This is a genomic window from Rhodococcus sp. NPDC059968 (assembly GCF_042738615.1).
In the GTDB taxonomy this organism is placed as follows: domain Bacteria; phylum Actinomycetota; class Actinomycetes; order Mycobacteriales; family Mycobacteriaceae; genus Rhodococcus_F.
The window spans coordinates 1-12,802 of sequence record NZ_JBHWUE010000171.1 but is presented as its reverse complement, the minus strand read 5'-3'; the positions used below and the strand labels follow the sequence as shown (position 1 = coordinate 12,802).

8 protein-coding genes are annotated in these 12,802 nt (G+C 62.8%); 6 read left to right on the top strand and 2 right to left on the bottom strand.

The annotated features are described in order from the left end of the window. Positions 1 to 1,166: Helicase associated domain protein (locus tag ACFWAY_RS51180; protein ID WP_378516175.1), on the top strand; the 1,166-nt coding region annotated here is incomplete at its 5' end. 43 nt (positions 1,167 to 1,209) lie between these two features. Next, on the top strand, positions 1,210 to 2,628 hold the full coding sequence (locus tag ACFWAY_RS51175) for a helicase associated domain-containing protein (RefSeq protein WP_378516174.1): 1,419 nt from the start codon (positions 1,210 to 1,212) through the stop codon (positions 2,626 to 2,628). Positions 2,629 to 2,920: 292 nt separating this feature from the next. On the opposite strand, the gene ACFWAY_RS51170 is transcribed toward ACFWAY_RS51175, so the two are convergent. Together ACFWAY_RS51170 and ACFWAY_RS51165 are read right to left on the bottom strand one after the other, a co-directional pair. Then, entirely contained in the window at positions 2,921 to 5,530 is a 2,610-nt protein-coding gene (locus ACFWAY_RS51170) for a hypothetical protein (RefSeq protein WP_378516173.1), read from the bottom strand. Further along, positions 5,527 to 7,059, bottom strand: a complete 1,533-nt coding sequence (locus tag ACFWAY_RS51165) for a hypothetical protein (RefSeq protein ID WP_378516172.1) — start codon at positions 7,057 to 7,059, stop codon at positions 5,527 to 5,529. Before ACFWAY_RS51165 ends, ACFWAY_RS51170 begins: the two co-directional genes overlap by 4 nt. 866 nt (positions 7,060 to 7,925) lie before the next feature. Here ACFWAY_RS51165 and ACFWAY_RS51160 point away from each other — a divergent pair. The 4 genes from ACFWAY_RS51160 (at position 7,926) to ACFWAY_RS51145 (ending at position 12,589) form a co-directional block, all read left to right on the top strand. Beyond that, positions 7,926 to 8,228 carry a hypothetical protein gene (locus ACFWAY_RS51160; protein ID WP_378516171.1) on the top strand — a complete coding sequence of 101 codons (303 nt, stop codon included), beginning with the start codon at positions 7,926 to 7,928 and terminating at the stop codon, positions 8,226 to 8,228. 529 nt (positions 8,229 to 8,757) lie between these two features. Then, on the top strand, positions 8,758 to 10,056 hold the full coding sequence (locus tag ACFWAY_RS51155) for a S8 family serine peptidase (protein WP_378516170.1): 1,299 nt from the start codon (positions 8,758 to 8,760) through the stop codon (positions 10,054 to 10,056). A gap of 53 nt (positions 10,057 to 10,109) precedes the next feature. Next, positions 10,110 to 10,343: a hypothetical protein gene (locus tag ACFWAY_RS51150; protein WP_378516169.1), complete on the top strand. Its 234-nt coding sequence runs from the start codon at positions 10,110 to 10,112 to the stop codon at positions 10,341 to 10,343. 614 nt (positions 10,344 to 10,957) lie between these two features. Continuing rightward, positions 10,958 to 12,589 carry a peptidoglycan DD-metalloendopeptidase family protein gene (locus ACFWAY_RS51145; protein ID WP_378516168.1) on the top strand — a complete coding sequence of 544 codons (1,632 nt, stop codon included), beginning with the start codon at positions 10,958 to 10,960 and terminating at the stop codon, positions 12,587 to 12,589. The last annotated feature ends 213 nt before the right edge of the window (positions 12,590 to 12,802 follow it).

Sequence of the window (12,802 nt, the reverse complement as noted above, 5' to 3'; positions counted from 1 at the left end):
CCTTCGCGACTGTGCTCGACAGCGATCGGATCAGGGCGGCCCGGCGGTTGTTTATGACGGCCACGCCGCGGTTCTTCACCGGACGAATCATTAAGGCTGCCAGCGAAGGTGATTTGGAAGTAGCCTCGATGGACGACGAAAACGGTTTCGGGAAAGTGTTCCATCGGCTCAGTTTCGGCGAGGCAATCAGTCGGGACCTTCTCACCGACTATCAAGTGGCCATCGTAGGGGTCGATGACACCACCTACCGCAGCTACGCGGAGAAGGGCACTCTGGTCACCCGCGAAGGTGAAGACATCACCGATGCTCGGTCCCTGGCCGGACAGATCGGCCTGGCGAAGGCGATGCAGAAGTATGATCTCCGGCGCGTCATCAGCTTTCACTCCCGGGTGGCACGTGCTCAGAAGTTCGCCACGGAGTTGCCCGCGGTGATCGACTGGATGCCTGACCAGCAGCGCCCGACCGGCGGTCTGTGGTCGGAGTACGCCTCGGGGGCAATGACGGCCGGCCAACGCCACGTCTTGCTCCAGAACTTGAGCCGCCTCGACGACGATGAACGCGGGCTGCTCGCCAACGCACGATGCCTCGCCGAGGGAGTGGACGTACCCACCCTCGACGGGGTTGCATTCATCGACCCTCGGCGCTCCGAAGTGGACATCATCCAAGCTGTCGGGCGGGCGATCCGGCGAGCTGATGACAAGGTGGTCGGCACGATCGTCATTCCTGTGTTCATTGACTCCGAGGCCGACCCTGAGGTTGCACTCGATGATTCCGCGTTCAAGCCAGTGTGGGATGTGATCAAGGCGCTGCGGGCGCACGACGATGAACTGGCCGTGCAGATCGACACACTCCGTCGCGAGATGGGTCGCCGTGGCGGTGCGCCGCGGCTGCCGGCCAAGATCCACCTGGATGTACCCGTTCGAGTCGGAGAGGACTTCGCTCGCGCCTTCGACACCCGACTCGTGGAGCAAACGAGCCCGACTTGGGAGTTCTGGTTCGGTCTGCTGGAACGATACGTGGATGAGCACGGGAATGCGCTGGTATTGCAGACGTACCGCGTCGACGGCTACGGACTCGGTTCGTGGGTCACGATTCAACGTAGTCGGAAATCGAAGGGAGTTTTGAGCGTAGCCCGGCAACAGCTTCTGGAGGCCCTGCCTCGATGATCAATGGGAGGACGGATTCAGGCACCTTCTGGAATACGTCGGTGTGCATGACGCAGCAGGGATTCGCGACGACTACGTTTGCAGCGACGGATACCGCCTCGGCAAGTGGGTCGGCAAACAGCGGACCAAGTGGGCGGCCTTGCCCGCTGATCGCAAGCGACGGCTGGAAGAGCTCCCCGGGTGGACCTTGGATGCCCGATCCGCACTGTGGGAGGCATCATTCACGGCACTGACGCACTACGTGCAGGAGAACGGCCACGCGAATCCGCCGAGGGGTCTGATCGTCGATGGAATCAACCTGGAGACATGGATACGGCGCCAGCGCCGCATGTGGGATCGGTTGACAGTTGAGCGGCGGCAGCGTCTCCAGGCTGTGCCTGGTTGGACACGAAATGTTCTCGACGACAAGTGGAATGTGGGATATCGGTATCTTCTGCAGCACGTTGAGGAAGTCGGCAGCGCGGAGGTTCTGCAGTCGTTCGTGTCCGACGATGGTTACCCGTTGGGAAGATGGGTCAGTGTTCAGCGGCGAATCTGGGACGACCTCAGCGAAGAACGGCGGCAGAAGCTCACGCAGCTGCCGGGCTGGACTCTGGATGCGCGAGGTGGATGGTGGGAGGCGTGGTTCCGCAGCCTCGAGGAGTATGTGTCGGAACACGGGCATGCACGCGTGCCAGATACATACGTCACCGATGGTGGTGCCAAACTCGGATCCTGGGTAAGTAACCAACGATCTACCTGGCAGGCGATGAGCGACGAGCGCCGGGATCGACTGCAACAGCTCCCTGGATGGACGTTGAATAGTCGGACAGATTCTTGGGAGGACTGGTTTTGCAGCCTGGAGCAGTACGTGGCGCGACACGGGAACGCACGTGTGCCACAGGCATACGTCACCGAGGATGGAACCCTACTCGGATCCTGGGTAGCCAATCAGAAAACCAAGTGGCAGGCGATGAGTGATGAGCGCCGGCACCGACTGGAACAACTTCCTGGATGGACGCTGGACACCAAGGTCACTCGGTGGGAAGAAGGTTACGAGCAGCTACTCGCATACGTCGGCGAGAACGACACCGCTCAGGTGCGGGCCGATTGCATTGTCGACGGATTCAGGCTCGGCCAGTGGGTCACGACTCAGCGAGCCAACTGGGCCTCCCTCAGCGAGCAACGCAGGGAGCGACTTGTGGCTGTGCCCGGGTGGACTGCGTCGGTCCGGGACACCCGGTGGGAGGAGGGCTACCAGCAAATCCAGCGGTACGTCGACAAGAATGGCCACGCCCGTCCACCGCAAAAATACGTCGATGCCAGCGGATTCAAACTCGGCACATGGGTTGCCTCGCAGCGGCAAAGTTTCGCCAAAGGACAGCTGAATGAGGTCCGCTGTCAGCGGCTGGCCAAGCTGCCCGGATGGGAATGGAAGACCCGATCCGGTTCTCGCATCCAACCTCGATCCGCACCCATGTGATTGGCGGTTCTGATGAGGGTCGGTCGGCCAATTGCACAGTCGATAGTCCTCGATCGCCTGCATCAACTTCTCGTGCGGAATCGTCGAAAAGCGCCGGCAGCAACCAACCGGGCAAAGCACCTGGACGGGCCGCGCAGGAAACGGATCACCTTCGCCACGAAGCCCCAGGCCGGAAGCAACATCGCTCACCGACGACCCGTTTTGGCGGTTGGAAATCCGAGCAGGAGTTGCTATTCGAATTGTGACCGCTCCCCACGGGCAAGATCGGCTGGGCGCTGCCCGTGGGTGGCGGTCAGTTCCATCGGCGGATGGCTTCGGTGATCTGGGCGAGGTTGACATCGAGTGTGTCGGCAACGGTGATGATGTCGGGGGTTGTTGTTCCGAGGGGGATTCGTTGTCGTGAGGAGGGGAGGCCGTCCGCGCTGGCGAGCAGTGAGGTGGGAGTGCTGACCGAGGACGGGATCGTCATGATGTGCCACATCGGAGGGGTTCGTTCACCCATCACCAAGGTGGCGCCGACGCGCAGCACCGCGCATGTCTTGTCCGCTCCCACGACGATCACTGCGCATCGGTCCCCGACGATTGTGGCGACACGTGCGGCGATCCTGCGGGCAGATCCGCCACTGGTCTCGGCGATCCACACTCCGTCGCGGAACTCTACTGCCAGCCCGGCGGCTACGAGCTTTGCTCGGATCTCCGCGTGCGGATCGGTGGCCGCGTCGATGGCCAGGGCGATCAGTGATTCGATGGCGTCCCGGTCGGCCACCCGCGCGTAGCTTTGAGTCGGCACGTAGAGGTAGTCGTCGACGATCTCGGTGCGTGCCAGCGGGACCCAGGGCCGCAGCTTGCTCCACGTCGTCTGCCACAAGATGTCCTCGGGGGATCCCCGGTCGAGCTTCGTGTCCTGTCCGAGCAGTGCGAGCCCGACGGCGATCATCGAACTCATATAGTTCAGGGGCGTTTCCGGGACATCGTCGTCGTCGCTGTCCTGTGGAGGAAGCGCGGTCAGAACGTCGGCGATTGCCCATCGCCAATCGTCGTCGTCGGGTGCCCACACCCCGGCGGCGAGAAGGTCGATGTAGATCCGGGTCACTCCCATGCGCAGTTCCAACGGCGGGCGCCGGTCCTTCGCTACGACGGCGCGCCGCAGTTTCTCCGAGCGAGTGCGCCATGCCGCGCGTTGATCCGGATCGATGACCGGAGCCTGCTGATCGGTGCCGGCGTCCGCGATCGGGTCGATGTCCTCGTCGTCCTCGTCGTCGGTGATGTCGGTGACCGGTTCGCTGTCATCGATGGTCCACTGCACGGCCGCGTCGGTCTCGGGCTGGCTGGCGTGTGCTGCACCGGGGAACAGCAACCCGGCGAACGTCGGGCCGAGGGTGCGCTGCACGCTGTCGAGCCAGGAACCCCAGCGGTCGTCGCTCCGGGCGCTTTGCGGTGACTGGGCCGGCGACCCTCTTGGTGGTGTCGTGGCGCGGTGCTGCCCGACCGTCTTCATCAACCGGAGCAGGTCGTTGCTCAACCGGTCGGCTAACGCCGGATCGGTGATGAAGTCTTCGATGCCGTAGTCGCGGGAGACACGAGGGCCGCCGTCGTCAATTTCGCGGGGGAGGCACCGGGCGACGTCGGTCAGGAAGACGACGGTCGTCACGTATTCGTCGGGTTCGGTCATGCGGGCGCGGACTGCTCCGCCGGTGCCTTCGTCCGCCCGGAAGATGGCCTGTACCGGACCGGGTATGTCGGCGTCGCGGACGTCGACGCGTCGCCACGATCCCGGCGCGCCGGTCGGGGACATCTCGATCGTGATCGATCCCGCGACCTTCGTGTGCAGTTCGACCAGGATCGCGTCGTCGTGCCACCGGGCCCCGAGCAGGGTGAGCGGAACACGCCGGCGTGATTCGGCCGACGGCGTGGTTGAGCGTGCTCGCATGCCGGTCGCGTCGACAGTGGTGATCCCCTCTGGGAGCAGAGTCTGTCCGACCGGGTGGGCCGCGACGAGTTCGCAGTTCCCGCCGTTGCGAGTTGTTGTCAACAACGCCGCGCGGGTGAGGTTGGCGCTCCCGACGAGCGCAGTCGTACCGGTGCCGTCGATCCACTCGATGAGCTTGCCGTGACTGGTGCGGGCGTCGTCGAGGAACCGGAACTCGACGCTGGGCACGGTCTCGGTGGCCTCCACCAGTGTCGCCCCGTCGTACCAGGACACGGTCTCCTGGACAGCGACGATGAGCTGCTGCGGGGTCATGCGCGCGGTCAGTGCTGCGACTGCGGAGGAGGTGCGGTCGAGGAACGGCGCGGACAAATGCAGTGCGCGCATCGGAATCTGGGGGAGTTGTTCGAGGATCGGCCGGTCCAGGTTTCCTATGATCCGCAGCTCGGGCAGAGAGTTGTCGACCTGTTCCGGGGTGACCGCCTCAGCGACGACACTCAGTGTGTCGGCGATCCAGGACGGCATCGACACCACCGTGGGCAGAGTGCGCAGCCAGGCGGCGAGATCGAGCAAGGCGGCCGGCCCGGCCGAGCGGGGAGAGCGAATGACCAACCACAGTTCGTCGTTGTGGCCCCACCCGGAGGTGGTGGGGTTTCCGGACCCGATCGCGACCCAGACGTCGTCGTCACCGACGAGCACCGCGAGCTTCGGGTGGAACGCGCCGCGGCAACCGACGTGGCCGTGCTGGTAGGTCCGCCCGGCGTAGCGGACGTCCGCAGCCTCGTGCACCGGCTGGTGCGCGTCGGAGAGAACCGTCACCCGGGCGCCGAGCGCCCGCGCAACCGGCACGCAGTGCCGCTCGAAGAACACCAAATCCAAGGTGTACCCGGTGACCACGACCTCACGCAGCGGGCCATGATCCCACTCACGCAACAACGTCAACGGCGAATGCAGCTCGAACCGTGCCCGCGTCATTGCGGCAGCTCCAGCAACGCCGCCGCCCGCTCGGTGACGACCACGCGGTCGCCGACAGTGTCGAACAGACCGAGTTGCTGTCCGACTTCACCAAGCTGCTCGGTGCGCAAACCCACGTTCCCGGATCCCTCCCGGCTGTCTGCGAAGTATCGACCGTTTCGCTCGTGCAGCTTGGTAGGCAGTTTCATTCGACCGTCGCCGTCGATGTGCATCTTCAGCAGCGCAACGCGGTGGGATTGGGCGAGCATGTCGTCGACCAGGGCACACGCGAAGTCCGGCATGGTCCGATGGAGATGCTCGCGCCGCTGGTGTGCCACCCACTGCGGATCCAGGTACTTGCCGCGGCCGGCGTTGCCGCGAAACGCCTGCTGGGTAACGCCGGTGAGCTGGTCGTCGCGGACCGAGCCGAGTAGGAGCACACCGAGGTCGGCTTCGATTTGCTTCCGCGCCGTGCGGATCTGCGCTTCGGCCGGCAGAGGGTTCCCTCCCGCATCGAAGGGCTCGGGGCAGCTCCGAAGGAACTTCTCGACGGTGTCATCGGGGGTGTGGCTGCGGATCCAGGCGTGCAGGTCATGGCGCGCCGCGGGTTCTCCTGTGGTCCGGATGTGGTCGATTACGTGGTCGACCAGCGCCGACCACAGGCGTCGCCACGCCCCGACAGAGTGGTGGCGGAGAAGCAGACCCCGCCATGTCTGCGCGCGCTTTCCCTCCGCGTGAAACACGGAATCCTCGTCGAGGGCAGGGCCGTAGGCGACTGCGTCGAAGAGCTGGCCCGTCCATCCGTCAGCGTCGGGCTGCAGTTGCACCGCCCGCGCCAGAATCCGGAAGGTTGACCGCCTCGTACGGTCGTTGGCCGTCCACGCCGTCTGGACACTGCCGCCGTCAGTGGCAGTCATGACCGCGCGTAGGGGTGCGACATCCGCGGAATCCGGTCGGATGCGAGTGAGGTCGGCGAAGCTCTGCGCCTCGTCGACGGTGATGGGCCGTGCGGCGACGACGTCGAGGAAGTGCTGGAACATATCTTTCACCGGGCCGGGGGTGTCACGTGGTCCTCGGCGGAAGGCTTCGCGGTCTGTCGAGGCGATGCCCAACGTCACGACGGGTCCCTTGTACTGGGACCAAAATCCCCATGTGCGCGGCGAATATGAACCATCGCCAACGTCGGCGAGGCGATCAGCAGAGCTGGTGGACAACCGCGAGCGGACGGTATCTGCACCGTGCATGTCACCCGGGCCGTCCAGACCACCGGTGTCTGGATCGACCAACGACGCCAGCGCCAGCGCAACCTCGGCTCGGCGCAGCACCGTCCGGCAGGTGATGGTGTCGAAGTCCTTGGTGTGGGCGTAATCGGCCAGCGCCCAGTACAGCCCGTAGTAGCGGCTGTTGCGCGTCATCGTTGACACACCGGGGACAAGGGCATCGACGAGGTTCATCACCGGCGCCTCCACCCGCAGGGGAAATCGACTCCCCTTGGTGTCGAGCCCTGGGGCGCACCACGCTGGCCCGTCGAGCGTGGGAGTGTCGGTCATGGTGACGATCATTGCAAAGCATGATGCGGATGGCGGCAGGCACGGCCCGTCAACCGCGTAACGCAGCGCGGCCAGCACCCCGACCAGGCCGATCACCCTGTGCGGCTCGGCGCGCGTGGCTGGGACAACCAGCTATGGTGGCTCGGCGGCGACCTCGCCCTGTACTTTTCTCTGCCGGTTCCCGTTCCGCAGCGTTTCGATGAGCCCTCCGAACGGTGTCCGCGGCCCTGGATCGTCGCCACCTTGGTGCCGGGCACCCCTGCCGATCGATGGCCGCCGCAGGAGGCGTCCGTGTTGTCGTGGAATACTTCGGGGTCGCGCTCCCGTCACACGCGCTGCGAAGGCGGCCATACCTGGCCGCCTCGAACGGCACTGCACCGTTGGCCCAGAGATCGTCGACGCAATTGGTAAGGCCGCCTCTGTGGCCTGTAACCGTACGGGCAACGAGTGGAAACTGTCGCGCACTTACGTCTGCACTATGTTGACCGTTCTCGCCGCAGTGCAGGGCCGCGACTGAGGGCTCAACGGTATGTCAAGGATGCCCGGCTAGGTCTTCCGCGTTTCGCCGGCGGGACTCTCGCGCAATCTCCGCGCGTTGCGAACCCGGTCCCGCCCGCTGGCGGATCCTTCTGAGTGTGTAATGCCCGCGTGGGAAGAAACGTTTTCGGGTCCTAACCACCGGTGACATTGGCATCAGGAGCGAGGATGATGGAATGAGAACCAACCAGTCTTGTGGTTTCGGCTGGTGGGAATGAGGTTTGTGGAGGTCGTCACACCCTGCACGCGGCGGCGCCTTCTCGCGCAACATCGACATCGCTTTCGACCGATGCGGACGGGTCGATTCAGTAAGAGCGCCTGGATATTTCATGAGCACCGCAGGAAAGGACGTGTACGTACACGAAATTCACACCAATCTTGTAACCGTCTTCTCCATGACAGGAGCAAGCAAGCGAGCGCGCCCGCAGAAACCGAAGAGAATGCCTCGGGCCTTTCCGTTGAACCCGCGCTCGAATTTTGTGATCTCCAACAGCCGGGTTTTTGTATCGATTTGCGAGCTCGGCATCTTCGGCGATCAATTGAAAACGTTCATGGGCTTGGCGAGCATGAGTGTCCACAGCGTCGTCCCGCGTGATTATGGCGTCGTCATCACGCGCGGTGATATCGGCTGAAACACCGACCTTAATAAACGACTAACGTATATACGTCGCATAATCGGACCAGCGAAGCCGAATCCGACTCGTAGCAATCGACTTTCGTGATTGCTACCGGTGTGCCGCCCGAACGGCTTCAGGTCTTTTTGGGGGGTGTCGTGGATTCGGTGCCCAGCGACGAACGACCACCGGGCGCGGCTCGGTGCCGCTGGAATCCGGGTCTACTGCCCCGCTGACACATCGACAACAGCGGGGACCGCTGATTCGGGCACAGGACGAGCGGCCCGACTGTCGGGACCTGCCACGGCCGCGGTGCGGCCAGGTAGTCCTCCGGACCAGGTTGTCCTCGAACTGCGGACACCCCGGGTTCTGCAGTGAGGCAGGGCTTTTGTGCGTGCACGCGCGACCGGTCGCGGCGGCCGGCGTCGACGGCGTGCGGCGGCCGAAAGATTCGAGTAGTCGACTACTCGTGACGCAGCAACCGAACAGATGACGATCGACAACACGTCCAACATCGAGTAACCGATCGAGAGGATAGGGATCAATCATGGCGAAGACGCCCGAAGGAAAGCCGAGCGACGCTGTCACCAGCAGCATCGATGAACTGCTGCTAGCAGCAGTAGAACGTGGTGACGAAAGCCTCGAGACAGGCCGCTACATCGTCACCTTCAAAGAAGGGGCCGTGGAGGAAGGTATCCAGGCGCTCGGCACCCAAGGTTTTCAGGCCGCCGACACCCGTGACTTCGAAAGCCAGGCACTGAGCCTCGAGGACATCGCCGGCACCGATGCCGATGCCGTGGTCTTCCCGGAGGTCGGAGCGGCCCTCGTCGGCGCTGCCGCGTTGGACGAGCACGGGGTGAGCGCCCAGGCCGAAATCGCAGCTGACAGCCCATTCGAGGCGATCGAACCGGAGTATTTCGCATTCGCGGAGCAGGATGTGGATTACCTGCGCGGATTCACTAGGGCGACCGAGGTCATCGCCCGCGACCTCAACGGCGGCAACGGCCTCGACCTCGTCGGGGACGCCGATCTGAAGACCCAGGTCCTCGGTGCCACGTGGGGCCTCATCGTTTGCACGGTGCCGCCGAGCCTACGCAGCGGCGCAGGCAGCAAGGTCGCTGTTCTCGATACCGGCATGGACCTGGGCCATCCGGACTTCGCGGGACGGCCCATCGTCAGCCAGTCGTTCGTCGGCCAGCCTGTGCACGACCTGCACAGCCACGGAACTCATTGCATCGGCACTGCCTGTGGCCCCAAGGCGCCGCCCGGCACCACTCCCCGGTATGGCATCGGGTACAGGACCCCGATCTTCGCAGGCAAGGTCTTGAGCAACACTGGAGCGGGTACGACCGGCGTCGTACTCAACGGCTTGAACTGGGCGATCGCGAACCGGTGCCCGGTCATTTCCATGTCCCTCGGGTCACAGGCGCCGGTGCAGGCTGCCTATACCGCGGCGGGCACTGCGGCCCTGAATAACGGATGCCTGATCATCGCTGCCGCAGGCAATGCGGGCGCGGCTACGGGCGCCCCGGCCAACTCGCCGACAATCATGTCGGTGGCTTCGCTCGACCGCAATCTCACCCCGTCCTCATTTTCGAATCGCGGGAAAATCGAGATCGCAGCTCCTGGACGGGACATTTTCTCCTCGGTTCCTCGGCCCACTCGTTACGGCACGAAGAGTGGTACCAGCATGGCCACACCACACGTGGCAGGCTGCGCCGCGTTGTGGGCCGAGACCGGCGCGAACTTGCGGGGAAGGGCCCTGTGGACCAAACTGCAGGCCACGGCCAGACCCCTTCCGTTCCCGGCCGCGCAGGTAGGGCGTGGGCTCGTGCAAGCGCCCTAGGCTGTGGCGGCGACTGGATCTGCACGATGGGGTGGACTGGGAGGTGACCGAGGATGACGCAGCGATGGATCGTCACCACCTCCCAGGATCGCCCCATCACACCGATCGCGAAGGATCTGTCCGATGCGGGCTTCGACATCGACAGCATGCTCGAGGAGATTGGCGTCATCGTGGGGAGTGCCGACGTCGGTCTCGCTCAACGATTGCGGGCGATCGCCGGCGTTGTCGACGTATCTCCGGAGTCGTCCATCGATATCGGTCCTCCGGAGGCCCCCGAGATGTGGTAAGTCCCCCCGCCAGCTCGTGACAGATCTTGTTGTCGGGGATGGGAGGTAGGGCATGGCTCTCGGTCGGTGGGCGATCAGCGATGCCACCGGGAAGGGCACGTTGCCGGGCGGCCTGCCGCCCGGCAGGCTCGGCGAGCTCCGCTTGTACGCAATGTGCTGCATCCACAAAGCCGGTTGTCGATCGTGAACCTCACCCTTCCGGGCCGCGGTTCCATTCTGTTTAGTCATCTAAGGATCAGTGACAGCTGGGATCCGTGCGAGGAGACTCAGAAACAGACCAGATTGTCTCTTCCGCGTTGAGGCCGCGGGCGTGAGACCGCGGCAGAGAGTCGGGGGTGAATGAGATTAAGACACGATTGGATGACGTCTTGCTGGGGATCTTTATGTGATTTCTTTGTCGTGATTGTCGGTTGCTGCCCCTGTGCGCAAGTTGGTGGAAGTCCGGCTTCACCGAGTTCGGCGGATCTGAGTCGTCCGATGTCAACGTTGTATTTACCGCGGGTCCGATTGGCGAGTTGGTATTCGCAACAGTAAACGCAGACCTCCGCAGTCGCGCAGCGCTTCTGCGGATTGGGTAGCGTTATAGAAAATCCTGTAAGTGGAAAGGTAAACAGATGTCCTTCGAACTCGGCGACCATGTTTGGTATTGGAATGGAAAAATTTCCTTCGAAACAGACATTCCCAGGAAAGAATGGTTCGGCCATCTCCCGGGGTTCGAGCCAGACAATCCCATCGATTACCGAGGGTATGGAAAAGAAATATTCAATTTCGTCATTCACGCCGATGAAATCGCTCGAGGCCGCCCACAAATGACGAATTTCGAGGGAAGCTTCGCCTGGCTGAACAACAATCCGGGAAACATCACTGGCCACCCCAACGGTACCGACTTCGGCCAGTACCCGGGAAAGTTCAACTGGCACAACTTTCTAATCTTTCCGACATGGGCCAGCGGATATGATGCCATCGCCAAGCTGCTACGGACAAACCTCTACGCAACAAAGTCCATTCTGGACGCGTTCAAGATCTACGCACCTGCGTCTGACGGCAACGACCCCGTCACCTATGCGAACGCCGTGGGCGTGGCCTTAGGAGTTCCGGTTTCGACAAGGGTGGGCGATCTCGACGAGGAACAGATGCTGGTCATGCAGGACAAGATCCAGGAGATCGAAGGCGTTATCCCCGGTGCAAGCCTGTCCTGGGATTCGGACGAGATACCCGTCGTGATTGCGGAACTGCTGCCGACATTCGTGCGCAAGTACAGTCGTCCGCGTGCCCTTCTCCAACCGCGCAGCCCGTTCACGGTGGAAGTAACCGCTCCAGTCGGAGTCCCCGGATTCACCCAAGGCTACGGCGGTCCGAACCAGGGGGGGCACGTCGGGCCGAGTTGGTACATCCAATACGGCATGGATATCGGAGGTGCCGAAGGAACCCCCGTGTACGCGGCGTTTGATGGTCACGTCACGAAGTTTCAACCGCATAATCCTGCAGCAGACAGCGGTAGAGTTTACGGCGCACAGATCTTCATGCGATCGCCGAACGACGTGATGGGAGGCTTCTACACGCACCTAACTGACGTGGCTGATGGGCTGGGTGTGGGATCGGGGGTCGCTGTTGGCGAGTTCCTGGGCAGGATTCACAAATTCGGCGGGATCTCACCACATCTGCATCTGGCGTTGGTCGAGATCATCGGCGGCGCACCCGACGGGCAATACCAGGGGATCGACCTCTACCAGTTCTTCCTGAGCTTGCAAACAAACAATCCAGAGGCCTTTGTTCCTGTTCAATTCTGGCAGGACGGGCGGCCACCGGAGCCGCAGTTTCGTTCCGCGCGGTTTGGCGTGTTGCGTTCCAACGATAGCCGCATTTCCAATGCGCAGCCGCAGAAGGACCCGCAGAAGGAGCCGCAGAAGGACCCGCACGGAGAACCACGGAACCTCGCCACGTTGGTGTTAGAAACACTGAAATGCGAAGCAACAGACGACACGGGGAGTGACGAACCATACATCACCATAAACGAGGATGAGGTATGGAGGGCATCTGATGTCGATGCCGGCGACATCAGATCAATCGATATACGGCACAGTTTCGACAATATCGCGCGCCTTGAACTTCTGGACGGGGAGGTCGGTGCAGACAGCGAGATCGGATCCAAGATAATTGAGTCGGCCGAGGCCAGTTCAGGCCTTCGACGTGCCTATATGAACAATGGCTCCGCCCTTTACATAGTCGAGTATCACGTTGAGTGACCAAATTTTCTGTCGTCTTGTGGAATCGCCACGCTGAGATCGATTCCGCTCGGGATGAAGTGGTGATGTCGTGCGCGTCGACCTGGTCACAAAGCCTGAATTCACGTGTGTCACGAACGTTGAAAGGAGCTTGATGTACAAAGAGCGTCTTGAAACATGATCGCGGACGATGACGGCTGGGGCTACGTGCACGGGCACCTGTCCTCCGTTGGC

What these genes read in the sequence shown, in the direction of transcription:
- ACFWAY_RS51170 (WP_378516173.1), bottom strand. Translation starts at nt 5,530, where the DNA reads ATGACGCGGGCACGGTTCGAGCTGCATTCGCCGTTGACGTTGTTGCGT.
- ACFWAY_RS51165 (WP_378516172.1), bottom strand. Translation starts at nt 7,059, where the DNA reads ATGACCGACACTCCCACGCTCGACGGGCCAGCGTGGTGCGCCCCAGGG.
- ACFWAY_RS51160 (WP_378516171.1), top strand. Translation starts at nt 7,926, where the DNA reads ATGAGCACCGCAGGAAAGGACGTGTACGTACACGAAATTCACACCAAT.
- ACFWAY_RS51155 (WP_378516170.1), top strand. Translation starts at nt 8,758, where the DNA reads ATGGCGAAGACGCCCGAAGGAAAGCCGAGCGACGCTGTCACCAGCAGC.
- ACFWAY_RS51150 (WP_378516169.1), top strand. Translation starts at nt 10,110, where the DNA reads ATGACGCAGCGATGGATCGTCACCACCTCCCAGGATCGCCCCATCACA.
- ACFWAY_RS51145 (WP_378516168.1), top strand. Translation starts at nt 10,958, where the DNA reads ATGTCCTTCGAACTCGGCGACCATGTTTGGTATTGGAATGGAAAAATT.